The sequence below is a fragment of the Acidipropionibacterium virtanenii genome (assembly GCF_003325455.1).
GTDB lineage: Bacteria > Actinomycetota > Actinomycetes > Propionibacteriales > Propionibacteriaceae > Acidipropionibacterium > Acidipropionibacterium virtanenii.
Map to the genome: position 1 here is coordinate 1,507,780 of NZ_CP025198.1, position 21,495 is coordinate 1,529,274.

Consider the following 21,495-nt stretch of genomic DNA (forward strand, 5'->3'; position numbering starts at 1 on the left):
CCTCCAGGTCGGCCCGTGCGGGTCGGGTGGGGGTTCAGGCTGTCGGCCCTTCGGGGTTGGTGGTGCTTCTGAGTGGAATGTTGACTGCCTGCCCGGTGTCGCCGGGTGGTCCTGCACGGTGGTGCGGGTGGGGAGGGCACGCTGTTGGGGTTCTGGGGTATCACCTGTAGGTGGTGGCCTGGTGTGGCGGACATCGCTGTTGCATTGATCCTGTCGGGGTTGGTGTGGTGGGTGTCTCGTGTGGTGGTTGAGAACTGTACAGTGGATATGAGCATCTTTGTAGATTTTTTGTAATGTGTTGTGTTGCAAGCTACTAAGTGCGGTCGGTGGATGCCTTGGCACCAAGAGCCGATGAAGGACGTTGTAACCTGCGATAAGCCCCGGGGAGTTGGTAGACGAACTGTGATCCGGGGGTCTCCGAATAGGGAAACCTTGAATTGCCGGAGTCATGTCCGGTGACCCTGCCCTGAATGTATAGGGGTGTGGGAGGGAACGTGGGGAAGTGAAACATCTCAGTACCCACAGGAAGAGAAAACAAATAGTGATTCCGTGAGTAGTGGCGAGCGAAAGCGGATGAGGCCAAACCGTGTGTGTGTTCAAGCCGGCAGGCGTTGCATGCGCGGGGTTGTGGGGTCGGTCCGGGTCAACTGCCGTTGGCTGGTCCAGTGATAAATGGTGTGTGAAGTCGAAGCGTCTGGGAAGGCGTACCGGAGTGGGTGAGAGTCCCGTAGACGTGAGCATGCCACTGGTGATCGATACCCCAAGTAGCGCGGAACTCGTGAAATTCCGCGTGAATCCGGCGGGACCACCCGTCAAGCCTGAATACTCCTTGGTGACCGATAGTGAATAGTACCGTGAGGGAATGGTGAAAAGTACCCCGGGAGGGGAGTGAAAGAGTTCCTGAAACCGGCCGCATACAATCCGTCGGAGCCTGCCCGTGTGGTGGGTGACGGCGTGCCTATTGAAGAATGAGCCTGCGAGTTAGTGGCATGTGGCGAGGTTAACCCGTGTGGGGGAGTCGTAGCGAAAGCGAGTCCGATAAGGGCGTGAGTCGCGTGTTCTAGACCCGAAGCGGTGTGATCTATCCATGGCCAGGATGAAGCGACGGTAAGACGTCGTGGAGGTCCGCACCCACTTCAGTTGAAAATGGAGGGGATGAGCTGTGGATAGGGGTGAAAGGCCAATCAAACACTGTGATAGCTGGTTCTCCCCGAAATGCATTTAGGTGCAGCGTCGCGTGGTCCTTGTTGGAGGTAGAGCACTGGATGATCTAGGGGGCCTATCAGCTTACCGAAATCAGCCAAACTCCGAATGCCGGCAAGTGTAGCGTGGCAGTGAGACGGCGGGGGATAAGCTTCGTCGTCGAGAGGGAAACAGCCCAGATCATCAGCTAAGGCCCCTAAGCGGTGGCTAAGTGGAAAAGGATGTGGAGTTGCGGTGACAACCAGGAGGTTGGCTTGGAAGCAGCCATCCTTGAAAGAGTGCGTAATAGCTCACTGGTCAAGTGATTCCGCGCCGACAATGTAGCGGGGCTCAAGCCGTCCGCCGAAGCTGTGGCAACCAGGTTTCCTGGTTGGGTAGGGGAGCGTCGTGTTCTCGGTGAAGCGGTCTGGTGACGGATCGTGGAGGGGATGCGAGTGAGAATGCAGGCATGAGTAGCGAATGACGGGTGAGAAACCCGTCCGCCGAATATCCAAGGGTTCCAGGGTCAAGCTAATCTGCCCTGGGTGAGTCGGGACCTAAGGCGAGGCCGACAGGCGTAGTCGATGGACGACCAGTTGATATTCTGGTACCGGTGTAGCACCGTCCGTGTCGAGGCGTGTGATGCTAAGCATGCGAGTCCCTGTTCTGCAGGCCTTTGGTCTGTGGGGTGGGTGGTGAGTGTGTGAACCGATCATGTAGTAGGCAAGCTGCGGAGGGACGCAGGGAGGTAGCTCAACCCCAGCGATGGTTGTCTGGGGCTAAACGTGTGGACCGTCCGGTAGGTAAATCCGCCGGGCATGATGGTTGAGGCGTGATGGCGAGCCCACTGTGTGGGTGAGTGAGTGATCCTGTACTGCCGAGAAAAGCTTCGTGAGCGAGGTGTGAGCCGCCCGTACCCTAAACCGACACTGGTGGATTGGTAGAGTATACCGAGGCGATCGAGAGAATCATGGTGAAGGAACTCGGCAAAATGACCCCGTAACTTCGGGATAAGGGGTGCCCGAGCCGTCCGGCCTGTACTGGCTGGTGGCGGTGAGGGTCGCAGAGTCCAGGGGGAAACGACTGTTTACTAAAAACACAGGTCCGTGCGAAGTCGTAAGACGATGTATACGGACTGACTCCTGCCCGGTGCTGGAAGGTTAAGGGGAACTGTCAGGGCCTTCGGGTTCGAAGCGGTGAACTTAAGCCCCAGTAAACGGCGGTGGTAACTATAACCATCCTAAGGTAGCGAAATTCCTTGTCGGGTAAGTTCCGACCTGCACGAATGGAGTAACGATTTCCCTACTGTCTCCACCATGAACTCGGTGAAATTGCATTACGAGTAAAGATGCTCGTTACGCGCAGCAGGACGGAAAGACCCCGGGACCTTTACTATAGTTTGGTATTGGTGATCGGTGCGACTTGTGTAGGATAGGTGGGAGACGGTGAAGCGGCCACGCCAGTGGTTGTGGAGTCATTGTTGAAATACCACTCTGGTCGTTCTGGTTACCTCACCTCGGACCGTGATCCGGTTCAGGGACAGTGCCTGATGGGTAGTTTGACTGGGGCGGTCGCCTCCTAAAAGGTAACGGAGGCGCCCAAAGGTTCCCTCAGCCTGGTTGGTAATCAGGTGTCGAGTGCAAGTGCACAAGGGAGCTTGACTGTGAGACAGGCATGTCGAGCAGGGACGAGAGTCGGGACTAGTGATCTGACGGTGGCTTGTGGAAGTGCCGTCACTCAACGGATAAAAGGTACCCCGGGGATAACAGGCTGATCTTGCCCGAGCGCTCACAGCGACGGCATGGTTTGGCACCTCGATGTCGGCTCGTCGCATCCTGGGGCTGGAGTCGGTCCCAAGGGTTGGGCTGTTCGCCCATTAAAGCGGCACGCGAGCTGGGTTTAGAACGTCGTGAGACAGTTCGGTCCCTATCCGCTGCGCGCACAGGAATCTTGAGAAGAGCTGTCTCTAGTACGAGAGGACCGAGACGGACTGACCTCTGGTGTGCCAGTTGTTCCGCCAGGAGCATGGCTGGTTGGCTACGTCGGGTCGTGATAACCGCTGAAAGCATCTAAGCGGGAAGCACGCTTCAAGATGAGGGTTCCCACAGATGAATCTGGTAAGGCCCCCGGTAGACCACCGGGTTGATAGGCCGGACGTGGACACACTGCAAGGTGTGGAGCTGACCGGTACTAATAGGCCGAGGGCTTGCCCTCAACACGTTCATCACTGATCTGCAACGCTTGTATCCACTGTACGGCTCCCGGCCACCACACCCCCTTGGGGGTGTGCGGCACCGAGAGTGAGAGTGTGTGTGTCACAATTCGATACTGTGTCACAATTCGATATTGTTCCATGAACCGAACACCATGATTCTGGTGTTCCGGTGGCCATGGCTGGAGGGAAACACCCGGACCCCATTCCGAACCCGGAAGTTAAGCCTCCACACGCCGATGGTACTGCCCACGCCAGTGGGTGGGAGAGTAGGACGCCGCCGGAACACCACCCACACTCCCACAAGACAAGAAGAGGGGGGTCCCGCACCGAACCGGTGCAGGACCCCCCTCTTTTGCGTCGCCGCACACGACACAGATGGTAGGACGGGCCGTGCTTGGTCCGGGGGCCGCATCTGGGGGAGGATGTCTGCATGGCTGATTCTGGAAACCGCGGGGACCGCTCCGGACGCGGACGCTCGGGCGGAGGTCCCTCCGGGGACCGTCACTACGGGGGTCGCGGGGGTTCTGGCCAGCGTGGACGCTCGGACGGCCCACGGCGTGGCCCGCGCAGGGACGATCGACCCCGGGACGGCGACAGGAACCCGCGCGGGCGCGACGGCGGCCGGTTCGGCGGCAGGGACCGTCGAGACGGGCAGCGTCGCGATGACGGGACGAGGAGCCGCGGTTCCTACAACAGGCCCGAGGGCGACCGTCCCCGTGGCCCGCGTGTCGACGAGCCCGAGGCGCCGATGGATTTCGACGAGAAGGCGTTGCCGCCTTCGGTGAAGGCTGAGCTGCGGGGCGTACCCTCCGACGTCGCCCACATCATCGAGGGTCATCTGGTTGCTGCCGCCGAGCTGATCGACAGCGATCCGGAGCTGGCGAACAAGCATGCCCAGGCGGCCCGACGTCGGGCGGCCCGCCTGCCGGTGCTGCGGGAGGCCGCGGCTGACACGGCCTATGCCGCGGGGGAGTACGCCTCCGCGCTCAACGATTACCGGACCCTCCGCCGGATGACGGGCAATGACAACTATCTGCCGGTGATGGCCGACTGCGAGAGGGCCATGGGGCGTCCTCAGGCCGCACTGCGGCTGGTGAAGGAGGCCGAGGAGGCCGACGACCTCAGCTCCTCCCAGCAGGTCGAGCTCGTGCTCGTCAAGGCCGGGGCGAGGCAGGACATGGGCCAGGACGCCGAGGCGCTGAGGCTGTTGCACAGCGCGGTGTCGCGTGTGGAGAGTTCCGAAGAGGCTCGGGCGAGGCTGTACTACGCCTACGCCGAGGCGCTGTTGACGAAGGGTGACACCGGTGCCGCCAGAGAATGGTTCTCCAGAAGCGATGAACTCGACGCATCCGGGCTCCTCGATGCGGCGGACCGGGTTGCACTGATCGACGGGGTCCAGGTCGAGGGAGTGGAAGAGATCGATGGCACCGGTTCGGAGGAGTCGGATGACTGAGGCCGTGATCGACCGCTATGACGCCGCGCTGTTCGATCTGGACGGGGTGATCTACCTTGGTCCCGAGCCGATACCGGCCGCACCGGCCACCATCGACGCCCTGCGTCAGCGGGGCGTCCAGGTCGGCTTCGTCACCAACAACGCCGCCCGCAGCACCGACGTCGTGGCCCAGCAGCTGAACGGCATGGGCATCCCCGTCACCCGGGCCGATGTGGTCTCCTCCGCCGAGGCCATTGCCGAACTGGTCGCCTCCCAGCTGCCGGCCGGATCGCCGGTGCTGGTGGCTGGGGCTCAGGCTCTCATCGACGAGATCGCCGGCCACGGCCTGCGCCCGGTCTCCAGCGCGGACGACGATCCGGTGGCCGTCGTCCAGGGCTACGACCCCCAGATGACCTGGCCCCGACTCGACGAGTGCTGCATTGCAATTCAGCGTGGGGCCAGATGGTACGTGTCCAACCCGGACAGTACGCGTCCCACCGACCGTGGACTGGTTCCCGGCGCCGGCGCCCAGATGAAGGTGGTGGCCACCAGCGTCACGGGCGAGCCGGTGATGGCCGGCAAGCCCCATCGCCCGCTGCTGGACGCGACCGTGGCGCGACTCGGCTGCCACCGGCCGGTCTTCGTGGGTGATCGTCTCGACACCGACATCCTCGGCGCCAACCGGGCCGGGATGGATTCGATGCTCGTGCTGACCGGGGCGCACGGCGCCCATGACCTGCTGGATGCCGGACCGGAGGCCAGACCCACCCGGATCGCACGCGATCTGTCCGGGCTGCTCGAACCCGAGCGGCGGGCGGTCCTCGATGAGGGCCGCGCCCGCTGCGGCCGTGCGGTCGCCGAATCGATCGAGGGCGTCGCGCGGATCGCCTCCGCCGTCGGCGAGACCCTGGACGAGCAACTGGACGCCCTGGCGGCCGTCCTCGCTCTGGTCTGGACGGGCGCGGTGCGCGGCGACCATGACGAGTTGGATCGCCTCGACCTCGTGAGCTGAGAGGAGCCGTCCGCCGCGGGCCGGCGGTCCGCGGGACCCGGCCTGAACGGTGTTCAAGTCCTGGGTTATGATGCTTCCGCCGACCCCGACCGGGGCGGCGGACCCGGCACCGCTGGTGCCTTGCGCTCAGGAGAACAGAAATGGCTGACACGACCGGTCGTCAGGCGTCCGTCAAGGCCGGGGGCGGCGGTTTTCAGGGCACCGATCTGGCCCTCATCGCGGTCTTCGCCGCCCTGGTGGCGGTGCTGTCGGTGATCCCGCCGCTGTTCGTGGTCGCCGCAGTGCCCTTCGCCCTCCAGATGGTCGCGGTGATGCTCGCCCCGCTGGTCCTCGGGGCGGTGCGCGGCGGTTCCGCCCTGGCCCTCTACCTGGTCGTCGGTCTGCTGGGCCTGCCCGTCTTCGCGGGCCAGTCGAGCGGACCGGGCGTGCTGCTGGGGGCCACCGGAGGGTTCCTCATCGGCTATGTCGTCGCGGCCCTGGTCGCAGGTGCGCTGGCCACCGCCGTGCTGAGGCGCCGCCCGCGCAGGCCGGTCCTGGCCGTCCAGCTCTATGCGGTGGCCCTCATCGACCTGGTGGTGGTCTACACCGTCGGGATCGTCGGGATGATGGTCAACGCCTCCCTGTCGTTTCCGGCCGCGGTGGCGGCCAACGGTCTGTTCATGATCGGGGACCTCGTCAAGGCCCTGCTGGCGGTGGCGATCGCTGTCGCGGTGCTCACCGCCTTCCCCCGTCTGATGCCTGCTGCGAGGGAGCGCCGATGATCGAGTTCCGGTCGGTCGGACTGGTCGTCGACGAGTACGACGTCGAGGGGAACCATCGTCAGGTGACGATCCTCGACGGAATCGATCTGGTCCTGCCCGAACGTCGGGTGGCGATCATCGGTCCCAACGGGGCCGGTAAGTCGACCCTGCTCAAGATGGTCAACGGACTGATCTCGCCGACCTCGGGAACCGTTCTGGCCGACGGCGTCGATCCGGCGCTGGATCCCCGCCGGGCGCGACGTCAGGCGGGATACATCTTCACCGATCCGATGTCCCAGCTCGTGATGTCGACCCCGGTCGCCGACGTCGAGCTGAGCCTGCGTTCAACCGTCCGGCGCCGTGCCGATCGCAGAGTCAGGGCGATGGACCTGCTCGCCGAGCGCGGCCTGGCCGAGGTGGCCGGGCGAAGCGTCCACGACCTGTCGGGCGGCGAGCGGCAGCTGGTCTCGCTCGCCTCGGTGCTGGCGGTCGAGCCCTCGATCATCCTCGCCGACGAACCGACCACGCTGCTCGATCTGCGGAACCGGGAGCAGTTGCGGCGCGCCTTCGACGCGCTGGACCAGCAGATCCTGTGCTCCACCCACGACCTGGAACTGGCCGGGTCGATGGACCGGGTGATCGCCGTGGAGGGCGGACGCATCGTCGACGACGGCGCCCCCGGTCGGGTCATCGCGTCCTACCGGGAGCGGATGACCGGGATGGTGCACAGATGACCCGCCGCTCGGGGACGCAGGCCGGCCGCACGCAGGCCTATCTGGGTTTCTACCGGCCCGGCGCCACGATGGTGCATCGGATGCCGGTCTGGGCCAAGTATCTTCTCATCCTGGCCCTCGGGGTGCTCCCGTTCGTGCTGAGGCTGTGGTGGTTCTCGCTGGGCTGCCTGGCGGTCGCGGTGCTGGTGTGCCTGCTGATGGCCCGCATGCCGGCGCGCACCGCGTTGAGGCTCGGGCCCGCGCTGTGGGTGATGAACGGACTGGTGTTCGCGTACCACGCGGCCTTCACGGACTGGCGTCGCGGAATCGTCTACGCGGCCTCGCTGATGGCCTGCCTCTACGTGGCCCGGATGCTGACCTCGACCACATCCCCGGACACATTGATGGACGCCATCGCCGCCTGTGCGAGACCGTTCGCGAGGATCGGTGCCAGGCCGGAGAAGTTCGCCCTGGCGATCACCCTGATGTGGACGACCATCCCGTACATGCTGTCGGCCTTCCTGTCGATCCGCGACGCCGCCCGGGCCAGGGGCCTGGAACGCTCCTCGTGGCGATTCGTCCTGCCCACCGTGGTCGGGATGGTGGGCCACGCCCTCGAGCTCGGAGACGCGCTGGTGGCCAGGGGACTCGGCGACGACCCCGCTGTCGGTACGAGGAAACCGGTGGCGCTGTGACAGCCCGGCGTCTGGACGTCGCTCTGGTCGAACTCGGGCTGGCCAGATCGCGCACCGTGGCCGCGCGGCTGGTGCGCGAGGGCCGGGTTCTGGTGGACGGCCGTCCGGCGAGGCGACCGTCATCCCCGGTGCGTCCGGGCCAGCGCATCGATGCCCAGGCCGAGCCCTGGGTCTCGCGGGGGGCGTACAAGCTCCTCGGTGCGCTGGAGGATCTGCCGGTGCCGGTCACGGGCCGGGTGCTGGACGCCGGTGCCTCCACCGGAGGATTCACTCAGGTGCTGCTGGAGTCGGGCGCCGATCGGGTGTACGCCGTCGACGTGGGGCACGGCCAGCTGGATTCGTCGGTGGCCGCCGACGGGCGGGTGGTGGTGCGCGAGGGGCTGAACCTGCGGGATCTCACCCTCGGCGATCTGGACGGGGCCCCGGTGGATCTGGTGGTCGGCGACGTGTCCTTCATCTCGCTGCGGATGCTGCTGGCGCCGTTGGAGGCGGTCTGCGCCGCGGGCGCCCGGATGCTTCTGCTGGTCAAACCCCAGTTCGAGGTGGGGCGCGCCGATCTGGGAGCGCACGGGGTGGTGACCGATCAGGGGTTGCGCGATCGTGCCGTGGACCGAGTGGTCGACGATGCCGCATCACTCGGCTGGACCGTGACCGGACGGGCCCCCTCCAGGATCACCGGCCAGGACGGCAACCAGGAGTACTTCATCCGCCTGGAGCGGGCAGGATCCTGACCCGCGACGGGGGTGGCGGGGTCGCAGGGGGTCGTCCCCCCGAACAGGAAAGCTAGTGTGGGTGCGTGACTTCACTGATGCCCACCGGATCCGCACGTTCGGGGCGCCGGGCGGTGGTCGTGCTGTCCCATGCCTACCGGCAGGATGCCTTCGACGCGGCGGCGGAGTTCATCGCGGCCATGGATGAGCGCGGCATCAGCTGTCTCATCTTCGATGAGCAGCGGCCCGAACTGGGCGCCCGGGTGCCTGGGATCCGGTTGGAGGGCATCGCCCCCGGCCGTGACGACATTGAGGCCATGGTGGTCTTCGGTGGCGACGGCACGATCCTCAGGGCGGCTGAGTGGGCTCTTCCCCATCGGGTGCCGATGCTGGGCGTCAACCTCGGTCATGTGGGGTTCCTGGCAGAACTCGAGCGTTCGGACATGGCCTCGCTGGTGCGTCAGGTGTGTGCGCGCGACTACTCGGTCGAGGAACGGCTGGTGCTGGACGTCCAGGTGCAGGACCACCGTGGCCACGAGTTGTGGCGATCCTTCTCGGTCAATGAACTGAGTCTCGAGAAGGCCGCCCGGCGCCGGATGCTCGACGTCCTGGCGTCTGTCGACGGACTGCCCGTCCAGCGGTGGAGCTGCGACGGGATCCTGGTGTCCACCCCGACGGGGTCGACGGCCTATGCCTTCTCCGCCGGCGGACCGGTGATGTGGCCCGATCTCGACGCCATGCTCATGGTGCCGCTGTGCGCCCACGCCCTGTTCGCCCGGCCGATGGTGCTCAGCCCCGAGGCGAGGGTGGATCTGGACATCCAGCCCGACGGCTCGGACGCGGGGGTGATGTGGTGCGACGGCCGCCGCAGCTTCGACGTGTCCCCCGGTCAGCGGATCACGGTCACCCGGCATCCGCAGCGGCTGCGCATCGCCAGGCTGGCCGAGCAGCCCTTCACCTCCCGGCTGGTCAAGAAGTTCGCGCTGCCCGTCTCAGGGTGGCGCCAGGGCCAGGGGAACCCGGCCACATGATCGGTCGTGTCGTCATCCGCGATCTCGGCGTCATCGAGTCGGCGACCCTGGAACCGGCAGCCGGACTGACGGCTGTGACCGGGGAGACGGGGGCCGGCAAGACGATGGTCGTCAGCGGTCTGGGGCTGCTCCTGGGACAGCGGGCCGATCCCTCCCTGGTGCGCCGGGGCGCGGACCGGGCGGTCGTCGAGGCCTGCCTCGACGTCGATCCGGGACTTGCCGACATGATCGGTGAGCTCGGTGGCGAGGTGGAGGAGGGCGAGGTGATCTGCTCCCGACAGGTACTGGCCTCCCGCCGGTCCCGCTCCATGGTCGGGGGCGCCCAGGTGACAGCCGGCCAGCTCGGCCGGATCATGTCCTCGCGGGTCACTGTCCACGGCCAGTCGGAGCAGCTCCGGCTGGCCTCCCCGGAGCGTCAGCTCGAGGTACTGGACAGGGCCGCGGGGGAGCAGATGAGCACCCTTCTCGAGTCTCACGAGCAGCTGTGGTCCCGCTATCGCAGGGATCGCGACGAGCTGGAGAGCAGGCGGTCCGGGGTGGCGGAGCGGCAGCTGGAGACCGAGGTGCTGATGCGCCGGCTGGCCGAGGTCGACGCCGTGGATCCGCGTGCCGGGGAGGACGATGAGCTGGCCGCGGAGGCACGGCGTCTTCAGGGGGCCGCCGACATCCGGGCCACCCTGGCCCGCGCCGACCAGCTCGTCAACGGGGTCGAGACCGAGTCCGGTCCGGCCTCGGGCGCGATCGGGCTGCTGGACGAGGCGCGACGGCAGCTCGAGACGCTGGCCGACGACGAGCACTCGGCCGCGCTGGCCGAGACCACCCGGGCCATCGGCTACGACCTGGCCGAGCTGGCTGCCGACCTCTCGGGCTATGCGGAGCAGGCCGCCGCCGATCCCGCGCGGCTGGAGGAGGTCAACTCCCGGCTGGCGCAGATCCAGCGGCTGCTGCGCTCCCGGGCCACCACCCTCGACCGGCTGCTCGACGATGCCGCGGACGACCGCCGGCGCCTGGCGGAGCTGGAGGGGTCCGGGGAGGGGATCGATGCGCTGAGCCGCAGGGTGGATGATCTCGCCGAGGAACTGGCCTCCAGCGCGGCGCGGATCAGCGAGGTGCGACATGCCACCGCCGACCGTCTTGGTGCCGCGGTGCTCCCGGAGCTGTCGGCCCTGGCGATGCCCAGAGCCAGGCTGGAGTTCCGGCTGAGCGAGGCCTCGATGGGCCCGTCCGGAGCCGACCAGGTGGCCGTCATGCTGGCCGCCAATCCGGGCTCGGATCCGGCGCCGCTGGCCCGGGCGGCCTCGGGCGGTGAGCTGTCACGGGTGCGTCTGGCTCTCGAGGTGGTGCTGGCGAGTACCGAGACTCCCCAGACCCTTGTCTTCGACGAGATCGACGCCGGGGTCGGAGGTGCGGTCGGCATTGAGATCGGACGCCGGCTGGCCAGGCTCGCGCGGCGCCATCAGGTGATCGTCGTCACCCATCTGGCCCAGGTCGCCGCATTCGCCGACCGGCAGCTGGTGGTCAGCAAGGCCTCCGACGGCAGGATCACCCGGTCCGGCGTCCGCGAGGCCGCCGGAGGGGACCGGCTCGTCGAGATCGCCCGGATGATGAGCGGCCTGGCCGATTCGGAGGTCGGCATCGAACATGCCCAGGAGCTGCTCGATCTGGGCGCAGCGCGATGATGTGCTCCAATTGCAGTGGATGACCGAACAACAGATAGGCTGAAGGCCCGTGAGCACCGAGAAGCACTGCAGCAAACACGTATTCGTCACCGGTGGAGTCGTCTCCTCGCTCGGCAAGGGGCTCACCGCTTCTTCGCTCGGCTCCCTGCTGAAGGCACGCGGCCTCAAGGTCACGATGCAGAAGCTCGATCCCTACCTCAATGTGGATCCGGGCACCATGAACCCGTTCCAGCACGGAGAGGTCTTCGTGACCGACGACGGGGCCGAGACCGATCTGGATATCGGCCACTACGAGCGCTTCCTCAACGAGAGCCTGTCCGGCGAGGCCAATGTCACCACCGGCAAGGTGTACTCCACGGTGATCGCCAAGGAGCGCCGCGGCGACTTCCTGGGCGACACCGTCCAGGTGATCCCGCACATCACCAATGAGATCAAGTCCCAGATGCTCGCCATGGAGGTCGGTGATCCCGATGTCGTCATCCATGAGATCGGCGGCACGGTCGGCGACATCGAGTCCCTGCCCTTCCTCGAGGCCGCCCGCCAGGTGCGCCACGAGATCGGTCGCGACAACGTCTTCTTCCTGCACGTCTCGCTGGTGCCCTACATCAAGCCGTCCGGGGAGATGAAGACCAAGCCCACCCAGCACTCGGTGGCTGCGCTGCGCGAGGTCGGTATCCAGCCAGATGCCATCGTCTGCCGCTCCGAGCGGCCCCTGGTCAAGGGGATCAAGTCCAAGATCGCCCTGATGTGCGACGTCGAGGAGCAGGCCGTGGTGTCCTGCCCCGACGCCCCCTCCATCTATCTCATCCCGAAGGTGCTGCACCGCGAGGGCCTGGACGCCTACGTCGTCCAGCGGATGAGCATGTTCTTCCGCGACGTCGACTGGAGCGTCTGGGACGATCTTCTCGATCGGGTGCAGAATCCGCGCGAGGAGATGACCGTCGCGCTGGTCGGGAAGTACATCGATCTGCCCGACGCCTACCTGTCGGTGACCGAGGCCCTGCACGCCGGCGGCTATGCCAACCGGGTGACGGTCAACGTGAAGTGGGTGGCCTCCGACACCTGCGCGACACCGGAGGGGGCCGAGCGGAATCTCGGCGACGTCGACGCCGTCTGCGTTCCCGGGGGATTCGGGATCCGCGGGGTGGAGGGAAAGATCGGCGCCATCCGCTACGCCCGCGAGAACGGCGTCCCCTTCCTCGGGCTGTGCCTGGGCCTGCAGTGCGCGGTGATCGAGGTGGCCAGGGATCTGGCCGCCATCGGGGGCGCGGCCTCCAGCGAGTTCGACCCCGAGACCTCCGATCCGGTGATCGCCACCATGGCCGAGCAGGTCGATGTGGTCGCCGGTCACGGCGATCTGGGCGGCACGATGAGGCTGGGCGCCTACCCGGCCAGGCTGGACAAGGACTCGATCGTGGGCGGGCTCTACGGCACCACGACGGTCTCCGAGCGGCACCGTCACCGCTACGAGGTGAACAACGCCTACCGCGACCGCCTGGAGAAGGCCGGCCTGCACATCAGCGGCACCTCCCCCGACGGCAGCCTGGTCGAGTTCGTCGAACTCGATTCCCGGTTGCACCCCTATTTCGTGGCCACCCAGGCCCACCCCGAACTGAAGTCGCGGCCCACCCACGCCCACCCGCTGTTCCGCGGTCTCATCGCGGCGGCGGTGGCCCATCACCACGGCGAGGACCGGGCCCTCCCGCTGCCCGACGACCATGAGAACGCCGGCGAGGGATCGGCCGAATGAGCACTCCTCGATGGGATCACGACGAGACCTGGCAGATCGACTCCCACGATGTGCTGGCGACCGGCCGGGTCTGCGACTTCGTCAGTGACCGCGTCACCACACCGGCGGGTGAACAGGTCGACCGGCAGTACATCACCCATCCCGGGGCCGTGGGCATCATCGCCCTGGACGACCGGGACCGGATCGCGGTGGTCCGGCAGTACCGCCAGCCGGTCCGGATGGTGCTGGTGGAGCCGCCGGCCGGGCTGCTCGACGTCGACGGCGAGGACTATCTCCACGCCGCTCAGCGGGAACTCGCAGAGGAGGCCCGGCTGGCGGCCGCCGACTGGCGGATCCTCGTCGACGTCTTCACCTCCCCGGGCGGCGCCCAGGAGTCCCTGAGGATCTTTCTGGCCCGTGATCTGAGCCCCGCCCCGCTGCCGGACGGGTTCGTCCTCGAGGGCGAGGAGGTCACCATGAGTCACGACTGGGAGCCCCTCGAGGATCTCATCGACGCCGTCTACGCCGGGCGGTGCCAGTCGCCGACCATGGTCGCCGGCGTGCTGGCCCTCGCCCTGGCCCGGTCCCGTGGAAGCCTGGACGCGCTACGGCCCGCGCACTCCCCGTGGCCGGTCCGCGAGCGTCCCGGAGGACTCACCGGGCTGCCCGCCTCGCTGGTCGGAACCGGTCCCTCGGACGGGCACCAGGAGGCCGGCCGCCGGACGGAGGCCTGAGCCGGATGGCCGGCGGCCACGGATCCCGGGTGGACGCGGCGATTGACGGCTATCTCGACCACCTGGTCGCCGAACGGGGGCTGGCGGCCAATACGGTGGCGGCTTACCGGCGCGATCTGGATCACTACGCGAGATTTCTCGAGGGCCGGGGGATCGACGACCTCACCGGGGTGACGCCGATCGACATCTCCGAGTTCTCCCGCGACCTGGGAGATCGGGGACTGGCCGCCTCCAGCGTCAGCCGGGCGGTGGTGGCGGTGCGCAACCTGCACCGCTTCGCCCTGGCCGAGGGACTGGTGGCCGACGACGCGTCGGCGGGCATCTCGCCGGGCACCAAGGGCCGCCGCCTGCCCAAGGCGCTGAGCATCGAATCGGTGGAGGCACTGCTGGAGTCCTGCGACACCACCACCGTCGAGGGACTGCGCGACCGTGCCCTGCTCGAACTGCTCTACGGCACCGGGGCCCGGATCAGCGAGATCTGCGCCCTCGACGTCGATGACCTGACGGCGGTCATCGCCGATCCGCGGTCGGGCCTGCGCCTGGTCGGCAAGGGCGACAAGGAGCGCATCGTGCCGCTCGGCGCCTACGCCGTCGAGGCGGTGCAGGCCTGGCTGGTGCGGGGCCGCCCCGGCTGGGCGGGGCGCGGGACCGCGGGGGCGGCCCTGCTGCTGAACTCGCGGGGAGGCCGGCTGTCGCGTCAGAGCGCCTGGGCGGTGCTGCAGCGGGCAGGTCGGCGGGCCGGTACCGGCGAACACCTGTCCCCGCACAGCCTGCGCCATTCCTATGCCACCCATCTGCTGGACGGCGGCGCGGATGTGCGTGTCGTCCAGGAGCTGCTGGGCCACGCCTCGGTGACGACCACCCAGATCTACACCCTGGTCACCGCCGAGCACCTCAGGGAGGTCTACCGATCGGCCCATCCGAGGGCCCTGTGAGCACGATTGGGCCGCAGCTACTAGGGTTGGCGCAGTCCACAGGCCCGCAACAGCCGGGATGACGAGTCGAGAGGATGGTCCCAGGTGTCCGACACGATGGATGAGGAATCCCCGATGTTCCGCGTGCCCGCCGCCGGTAAGGAGACCGTCGAGGCGGCTGAGCACGATATCGGTCCCACCGGACGCCCACTGCCCGATCTGCCCGAGCCCGGTCCGGTGCCGGCCGGTGATCACCGTGCCGTGGTGATCTCGATGTGCAACCAGAAGGGCGGGGTCGGCAAGACCACCACCACGATCAATCTCGGTGCCAGCCTCGCCGAGCTCGGCCGTAAGGTCCTGCTGGTCGACTTCGACCCGCAGGGATCGCTGTCGGTCGGTCTGGGAATCAATCCCCACACCCTCGAGACGAGCATCTACAACCTGCTGCTCGCCGCCGACGAGCCGATCGATGACGTCATCTGCGAGACGGTCATCAACGGCCTGGATCTGCTGCCGGCCAATATCGACCTGTCGGCCGCCGAGGTGCAGCTGGTCTCGGAGGTCGCCCGGGAGCAGAGCCTCAAACGGGTGATCGATCCGGTCCGCGACGAGTACGACGTGATCCTCATCGACTGCGCACCCTCTCTGGGGCTGCTCACCATCAACGCGCTCACGGCCTCGGACTATGTCATCATGCCGCTGGAGTGCGAGTTCTTCGCGCTGCGCGGCATCGCCCTGCTCACCGACACCATCAAGAAGGTCCAGGACCGCCTCAACCCCGGTCTGGAGGTGATGGGGATCCTCGGCACGATGTTCGACCCCCGCACCGTGCATGCCCGCGAGGTGATGGAGAGAGTCGTCCAGGCATTCGGCGACACCGTCTTCCACACCGTCATCAAGCGCACCATCAAGTTCCCCGAGACGACTGTGGCGGGGGAGCCCATCACGACATATGCGCCCACCTCTCCGGGCGCCCAGGCCTACCGCGACCTCGCCAAGGAGGTGCTGTACCGATGCCACGCCGGGTGAGCCTGCCGGGGGCGGCCGAGCTGTTCCGGTCCACCACCGCCGCCACCGAGCACTACGAGGCCCGCCCCGAGCACGGCGTCGCGACGGGGACGAGGACGGCCGGGCCGGCCTCTGCCGAGGCTCGCCGACGCAGTACCGGCCGGGTGCGCCATGACGAGAAGATCACCGTCTACGTCAGCACCGACGAGCTTCTGGCCCTGGAGACGGCCCGGCTCGCACTGCGCTCGCACGGCATCTCGGCGGACCGGGGGCGCCTTGTCCGCGAGGCCGTCGCCATCGCCCTGGCGGATCTGGAGGCCCGTCAGCAGGATTCCGCACTGTTCGCCCGGCTCACGGACTGACCCCGACCATTCAGCACAGGAGAAGATCATGAGTGACCAGGACCACGAGGGAATCAGGCTCCAGAAGGTACTGGCCCAGGCCGGTGTGGCATCCCGTCGGGCCGCCGAGGAGATGATCGCCGGCGGCCGGGTCGAGGTGAACGGCGAGCTGGTGATCCACCAGGGCCGAAGGGTCGACCCCGAGCACGACGAGATCCGGGTCGACGGATCCCGGATTCCCACCGCCCGCCGACACGTGTACTACGTCCTCAACAAGCCCCGCGGCGTCGTCTCGACGATGGAGGATCCCGAGGGCCGTCCCTGCCTGGCGGATCTGGAGGGCGTCCCCCGTCACGAGAGACTGTTCCACGTCGGACGCCTGGACACCGAGACGGAGGGACTCATCCTGCTCACCAATGACGGGGAGTTCGGCCACCGTCTCTCCCATCCCTCCTACAAGGTGCTGAAGACCTACCTGGCCGACGTCGAGGGCCGGGTCGACGCCAAGGTGATGCGCCGCCTGGAGAAGGGCCTGACCCTCGACGACGGGCCGGTGCGCCCCGACAAGGTGCGCCTGGTCCAGGCCACCGACGAGCACTCCCTGGTCGAAGTGAGCCTTCACGAGGGCCGCAACCGGATCGTCCGCCGGATGATGGACTCTGTCGCGCATCCGGTCCGGCGCCTGTCGCGCACCGCCATCGGGCCGGTGCGGGTCGGGCGCCTGGGGGTCGGCGACATGCGCCGGCTCACCGGCGAGGAGCTCGGCAAGCTCTACGACCTGGTCGGCCTGTGAGCGCGATGCCGGGCCGCCACGGCACAGGTCGACGACCCGCCGTGGTCCGGGCCTCAGGACTCTCGGGTAACCTGCCCACGTGATCTCTCGACATTCCAGAACCCGCCGGGCAGCGGGATTCGCCGCCGCCCTGTGCGTGGCTGCGCTGACTCTGACCGCCTGCGGATCCGACGACACATCGTCCGGGAAGTCCAGCGCATCGGCGTCATCGCCGGCCAGTCCGTCGATCGGCGGATCGGCCTCGACATCGCCCGCCGCCTCGGCGAGTGCCTCGGCCACGCCGACGAAGGCCGCGAAGATGATCACCAGTCTCGATCCGATCACCGTGACCGGCAATCCCGGCAAGGCTCCGACCGTGAAGGCCGACTGGCCCATCAAGATCGCGAAGACGACGTCGAAGGTCCTCAACGCCGGCTCCGGGCGCACCGTCGACGCCAGCGCCACCATCAACGTCAACTATGTCGGCATCAATGCGCGCACCGGCAAGTCCTTCGACTCCAGCTTCTCCCGCGGATCCGCCACCAGCTTCTCCCTCGACCAGGTGGTCACGGGCTTCAAGAAGGGCCTGCAGGGCAAGAAGGTCGGCGACCGGGTGCTCGTCATGATGCCCGGTACCGATGCCTACGACTCCCAGGGCGGGGCCTCCCAGGTCGGCATCAACAAGGGCGACTCGCTGATCTTCGTGGTCGAGATCAAGGGCACCTCCTACAAGACCGCCGAGGGCACCGCCGTCACCCCGGCTGCCGGGCTGCCGGGCGTCACCGTCAAGAAGAACATCCCCGAGGTGAAGATCGGCAGCGCCAAGAAGCCGGCCTCCCTGGTCGTCCAGCCCCTCATCAAGGGTGAGGGGCGCAAGGTCACCGCCAAGGACGTCATCCAGGTGAAGTACCGCACCTGGAGCTGGGCCGATGACGATCTCATCGAGGACGGCTATGACGGCAATGGCGTCAGCGGCCAGATGTCGGGGGTCATCGAGGGCTGGAAGAAGGGCCTGGTGGGCCAGCCCGTGGGCTCCCGGGTGATGCTCATCGTGCCTCCGGATCTCGCCTACCCGAAGGGCAACTCGACGCCGTCGATCGCCAAGGGGGACACCCTCGTCTACGTCATCGACATCCTGTTCGCCGACGAGGCCTCCAGCTGATTGCAGATCCCTCGACGAGAATCTCGACGTCGGACCACCATCCGAGGCGGTCACCGAGGATCGGCCCCGCATCCAGGCGATGCGGGGCCGTTCCCGTGTCCGGGGCCTCATCGTCAGGAGCCGGTGGCGGGGTGAGGGCGGCGTCGATCCGCTGGTCGGGAGTCAGCAGCTCCGACAGGTCATCGACCGGTGGCAGGCCCAGCGACGCCGCCAGCATCCCGCGCACCCGCCCCAACTCCACCCCGCGGTCGATCAGCTCGCCCAGCCCGGCGGCACCGGCGGTCTTCGAAAGGCGCTGCCCGTCGGGCCCGCTCACCAGACCGGTGTGTGCGTAGACCGGCTGCCGCAGGCCCAGGAGGGAGGCGATCATCGCCTGCCGTGGGGCCGAGGACCACAGGTCGCGGGCGCGCACCACCTGATCGACGCCCTGAAGGCCGTCGTCGACCACCACCGCCAGGTTGTAGGCGGGGGTGCCGTCATTGCGGAGCAGCACCGTGTCGTCGACCATCCTCGTCTCCCGACCGCGCGCCAGATCTGTGACGGTCCAGGCGCAGACCCTCGAGCGCAGCCTGGTGGCCGGCCGGCGGCCCGAGGCCCGCACCCGGCGCTCGGCCGCCGACAGGTCGCGGCAGGTGCCCGGATAGGGCCGCCAGTCCGTACTGTTGGGGGCCGTCGAGGCCTCGGCGATCTCCCGGCGGCTGCAGAAACAGGGATAGCTGTCGAGCCGGTCGATCATCTGCGCGTAGACGTCGGGCCGTTGCGACTGCCTCAGCACCGGCCCGTCCCAGTCCAGGCCCAGCGCCTCCAGATCGCGCAACTGCCGGCCGGCGATGTCGCCGGCGGCCCGCACCCTGGCCCGGTCGAGATCCTCGACCCGCACCACGAATCCACGCCCGGTGCGCCGGGCGAGCAGCCAGGCGGCCAGCGCGGTGCGCAGATTGCCCAGGTGCAGGGCCGAGGTGGGGGAGGGGGCGAAGCGGCCGAGGCGAGCCAGGCCGGGTGCCCGCGACGGTGCGTCCATGGGGATCACTCTAGAAGGCGGCGCCGGAGTACGGTGCGCAGGAGCCTCCTGCCTGACGTCACCCGCCCTGTCCCACACGCCGTGTCCGCCGGGCAGTAGGCTGCTGATCGCGGGGACTCACAGGAGGTGCTCATGTCGTCACGTCGCTCAGAGCGTCTGGTCAATCTCGTCATCGCCCTGCTGGTGACCGATCGTCCGCTCACCCGGGCCGAGCTGCGCGCCACCATCGAGGACTACCGCGGGAGATCCGACCAGGCCTTCGAGCGCACCTTCGAACGTGACAAGGACGAGCTGCGCGCACAGGGTATCGACGTGCGGACCGTGACGATCGACAGCTACTTCGGCGACGAGACCGGTTACCGGATCCCGCGCTCCGCCTTCGAACTGCCGCCCGTCCAGTTCAATCAGGCCGAGGCCGACGCGCTGGCGATGGCGGCCCGGGTCTGGCGCGACCAGGTGCTCGACGAGTCCTCCTCGGCGGCCCTGGTCAAGCTGCGCGCGGCCGGGGTGGAGCCCGACACCGAGGCCGGGATATCCACCACGGTGTCCTCGGGGGCCGGAGAACCGAGTTTCCCCGAACTGTGGCGCGCCACCCTGTCGGCGACCCCGGTGAGCTTCTCCTACCGCGACCAGGCATGGCGTCATGTCGAGCCCTGGCGGCTGGTGCTGCGCAGGGGGCACTGGTACCTGCTGGGTCATGACCGGGACCGCCAGGACGCACGGATCTTCCGGCTCTCCAGGATCACCTCCCCGGTGGCCGATGACGGTCCTGCCGGATCGGTGCACCGGCCCGGTCCGGGCGCCGTCCAGGATCATCTCAGCCGTCTGGAGCCCCCCGCCGCCGAACCGGTCACCGCGACCATCGCCCACGACCCGCGACTGCGCCTTCAGACGGCGACCCCCCGTCTGGGCGCCGTCCCCGTCGAGCAGGACGGTTCACCCGGTGTTCCGGACGTCCCCGACGGCTACGTCACCGGGCTCTACACGTTCCCCGGCACCGATGCCCTTGTCACAGCCGTGCTGCGGGCCGGCGGACGGGCCGTCCTGCTGGGCCCGGCACCGGCCCGCGAGGAGCTGGCGGGCCGGCTCTCCGCCATGACCGCACGCACCTGGACCCGGGAGGCCGCCCGATGAGCAGTTCCCATGACGAGGTGGCCCGGCTGCTCTCCCTGGTGCCCTACCTGCGCGCCCACCCCGGGGTCGCGATCTCGAAGGCCGCCGAGGACTTCCAGGTGCCCGAGGCGCGCATCGTCCGCGATCTCAAGACCCTGTGGATGTGCGGGCTTCCGGGAGGGCTGCCCGACGACCTCATCGACGTCGACATGGACGCCGTCGACAACGAGGGCACGATCACCATCGGCAACGCCGACGCCCTGCCCCGCCCGATGCGCCTGACCCCCGACGAGGCGTGGTCCCTGCTGGCCGCCCTGCAGCTGGTGGCCGATCTCGCCGGCCCCTCGGTGCGCCCGGCCGTGCAGTCGGCAGCCCGCAAGCTGCGCGAGGTGGGTCCGCAGATCGGCCCCGACCCCGTCGAGGCCACGGCCGACGCGGGCGCCGACCCGAGACGCGACTGGTTCGCCCGGGCCGCCGCCAAGGGGTGGCGGGTCCGGCTGCGCCACCGGCGCCAGGATGCCGAGGAGACCACCAGCCCGGTGGTCGACCCGGTGAGGGTGGAGGTCCGCGAGGGGCGCAGCTACCTGCTCGGATGGTCGCTGGAGCGTTCCGACTGGCGAACCTGGCGACTCGACCGGATCGAGCGCGCCGATCGCATCGGGGAGGCCGCCGATCACGGCGAGCCCCCCCAGTCGGTCGAATGGTTCGGCACCGTCCCGGCCTCCGACGAGGTCACCCTCACCCTGGCTCCGGGTGCGGAATGGGTGGCCGAGTACCACCCGACCAGAAGGGTCGAGCGCACTGAGAAGGGGCTGCGGGTCACCTTCGCCGTGGCATCGCGGGCCTGGCTCGCCGACCTGCTCATCGGCCTGGGACCCGACGTCCTCGACGTCGACCCGCCCCGGGCCGCCGGCGAGGCCGTGAGGATGCTGCGGGCCGCGGCACGGGCCAACGGCCTGGACGCCGGGGAACACTGATGGGGCTGTTGTGGCTGTGGGTCCTCATCGCGGCGCTGGTGGGTGGCCTTGCGCTGACCGCCTGGGGGCTGTGGTGGCTGTGGCACAAGGTGGAGGGGCTCGGGGAGCAGTTCGAGGGCCTGGCGGGCCGTCTCGATGACCTCGCCGGTATCCTCGACGGACTCGAGCCGCAGGGGCTCGGCGACCCCTCGCGCGGGCCCTCTGACAAGGCCTGACCGGGGCCGGTGCACCACGGGGGACGGTGGAGCACCGTGGTAGCCTGATCGGCGTCACCGGACTGCGGAGAAGGTCCCGCAGGCGACCGGTCGAGTCGGA

General features: G+C 68.0%; 19 protein-coding genes and 2 rRNA genes. 20 read left to right on the forward strand and 1 reads right to left on the reverse strand.

All coding sequences use genetic code 11. From position 1 onward, the window contains the following. The first annotated feature begins 303 nt into the window (after nt 1–303). The 17 genes from JS278_RS06965 to JS278_RS07045 all read left to right on the forward strand — a co-directional run bounded on the left by JS278_RS06965 (nt 304) and on the right by JS278_RS07045 (nt 18,069). Nucleotides 304–3,396, forward strand: a 23S ribosomal RNA gene (locus JS278_RS06965). A 166-nt stretch (nt 3,397–3,562) separates the two neighbouring features. Then, nucleotides 3,563–3,680: ribosomal RNA gene (gene rrf / locus JS278_RS06970) — 5S ribosomal RNA — on the forward strand. A 465-nt stretch (nt 3,681–4,145) separates the two neighbouring features. Beyond that, nucleotides 4,146–4,850 carry a tetratricopeptide repeat protein gene (locus JS278_RS06975; protein ID WP_114044546.1) on the forward strand — a complete coding sequence of 235 codons (705 nt, stop codon included), beginning with the start codon at nt 4,146–4,148 and terminating at the stop codon, nt 4,848–4,850. After that, nucleotides 4,843–5,841, forward strand: coding sequence for an HAD-IIA family hydrolase (locus JS278_RS06980; protein ID WP_114044547.1), 999 nt, complete (start codon nt 4,843–4,845; stop codon nt 5,839–5,841). Before JS278_RS06975 ends, JS278_RS06980 begins: the two co-directional genes overlap by 8 nt. Nucleotides 5,842–5,981: 140 nt before the next feature. Then, the gene (locus JS278_RS06985) at nt 5,982–6,602 is read left to right on the forward strand and encodes a biotin transporter BioY (protein ID WP_114044548.1); all 621 of its coding nucleotides are present in this window, start codon (nt 5,982–5,984) and stop codon (nt 6,600–6,602) included. Further along, the gene (locus JS278_RS06990) at nt 6,599–7,315 is read left to right on the forward strand and encodes an energy-coupling factor ABC transporter ATP-binding protein (protein WP_114044549.1); all 717 of its coding nucleotides are present in this window, start codon (nt 6,599–6,601) and stop codon (nt 7,313–7,315) included. Before JS278_RS06985 ends, JS278_RS06990 begins: the two co-directional genes overlap by 4 nt. Further along, nucleotides 7,312–7,989: an energy-coupling factor transporter transmembrane component T family protein gene (locus JS278_RS06995; RefSeq protein WP_181833845.1), complete on the forward strand. Its 678-nt coding sequence runs from the start codon at nt 7,312–7,314 to the stop codon at nt 7,987–7,989. Before JS278_RS06990 ends, JS278_RS06995 begins: the two co-directional genes overlap by 4 nt. Continuing rightward, nucleotides 7,986–8,720 (forward strand): TlyA family RNA methyltransferase, encoded by a 735-nt coding sequence (locus JS278_RS07000; protein WP_114044550.1) that lies wholly within the window; start codon nt 7,986–7,988, stop codon nt 8,718–8,720. The genes JS278_RS06995 and JS278_RS07000 overlap by 4 nt, the downstream gene beginning before the upstream one ends. A gap of 77 nt (nt 8,721–8,797) precedes the next feature. Continuing rightward, nucleotides 8,798–9,730, forward strand: coding sequence for an NAD kinase (locus JS278_RS07005; RefSeq protein ID WP_114044551.1), 933 nt, complete (start codon nt 8,798–8,800; stop codon nt 9,728–9,730). Next, a complete protein-coding gene (gene recN, locus JS278_RS07010) occupies nt 9,727–11,409 on the forward strand; it encodes a DNA repair protein RecN (protein ID WP_114044552.1) in 1,683 nt (560 codons plus the stop codon). Before JS278_RS07005 ends, recN begins: the two co-directional genes overlap by 4 nt. A 49-nt stretch (nt 11,410–11,458) precedes the next feature. Then, complete coding sequence (locus JS278_RS07015) at nt 11,459–13,159, forward strand: CTP synthase (RefSeq protein ID WP_114044553.1); 1,701 nt, start codon at nt 11,459–11,461, stop codon at nt 13,157–13,159. Further along, a complete protein-coding gene (locus JS278_RS07020; RefSeq protein WP_114044554.1) occupies nt 13,156–13,872 on the forward strand; it encodes an NUDIX domain-containing protein in 717 nt (238 codons plus the stop codon). Before JS278_RS07015 ends, JS278_RS07020 begins: the two co-directional genes overlap by 4 nt. Before the next feature lie 5 nt (nt 13,873–13,877). Beyond that, nucleotides 13,878–14,807, forward strand: coding sequence for a site-specific tyrosine recombinase XerD (locus JS278_RS07025; protein WP_114044555.1), 930 nt, complete (start codon nt 13,878–13,880; stop codon nt 14,805–14,807). 84 nt (nt 14,808–14,891) lie between these two features. After that, nucleotides 14,892–15,815 carry a ParA family protein gene (locus JS278_RS07030; RefSeq protein ID WP_114044556.1) on the forward strand — a complete coding sequence of 308 codons (924 nt, stop codon included), beginning with the start codon at nt 14,892–14,894 and terminating at the stop codon, nt 15,813–15,815. Then, the gene (locus tag JS278_RS07035) at nt 15,800–16,156 is read left to right on the forward strand and encodes a hypothetical protein (RefSeq protein WP_114044557.1); all 357 of its coding nucleotides are present in this window, start codon (nt 15,800–15,802) and stop codon (nt 16,154–16,156) included. Before JS278_RS07030 ends, JS278_RS07035 begins: the two co-directional genes overlap by 16 nt. Nucleotides 16,157–16,184: 28 nt before the next feature. After that, nucleotides 16,185–16,928, forward strand: a complete 744-nt coding sequence (locus JS278_RS07040) for a pseudouridine synthase (RefSeq protein WP_114044558.1) — start codon at nt 16,185–16,187, stop codon at nt 16,926–16,928. Nucleotides 16,929–17,007: 79 nt separating this feature from the next. Continuing rightward, a complete protein-coding gene (locus JS278_RS07045) occupies nt 17,008–18,069 on the forward strand; it encodes an FKBP-type peptidyl-prolyl cis-trans isomerase (RefSeq protein ID WP_245935233.1) in 1,062 nt (353 codons plus the stop codon). Here the strand turns inward: JS278_RS07045 and gluQRS are convergent. Then, nucleotides 18,032–19,090, reverse strand: a complete 1,059-nt coding sequence (gene gluQRS, locus JS278_RS07050) for a tRNA glutamyl-Q(34) synthetase GluQRS (RefSeq protein WP_114044559.1) — start codon at nt 19,088–19,090, stop codon at nt 18,032–18,034. The genes JS278_RS07045 and gluQRS overlap by 38 nt on opposite strands. 132 nt (nt 19,091–19,222) lie before the next feature. Here gluQRS and JS278_RS07055 point away from each other — a divergent pair, with 132 nt between their 5' ends. Genes JS278_RS07055 through JS278_RS07065 form a run of 3 tightly spaced genes read left to right on the forward strand, consistent with a single transcriptional unit; the run spans nt 19,223 to nt 21,395 of the window. After that, nucleotides 19,223–20,224, forward strand: coding sequence for a helix-turn-helix transcriptional regulator (locus JS278_RS07055; protein ID WP_114044560.1), 1,002 nt, complete (start codon nt 19,223–19,225; stop codon nt 20,222–20,224). Beyond that, entirely contained in the window at nt 20,221–21,180 is a 960-nt protein-coding gene (locus JS278_RS07060; protein WP_114044561.1) for a helix-turn-helix transcriptional regulator, read from the forward strand. The genes JS278_RS07055 and JS278_RS07060 overlap by 4 nt, the downstream gene beginning before the upstream one ends. Further along, nucleotides 21,180–21,395 carry a hypothetical protein gene (locus JS278_RS07065; protein WP_114044562.1) on the forward strand — a complete coding sequence of 72 codons (216 nt, stop codon included), beginning with the start codon at nt 21,180–21,182 and terminating at the stop codon, nt 21,393–21,395. The genes JS278_RS07060 and JS278_RS07065 overlap by 1 nt, the downstream gene beginning before the upstream one ends. The last annotated feature ends 100 nt before the right edge of the window (nt 21,396–21,495 follow it).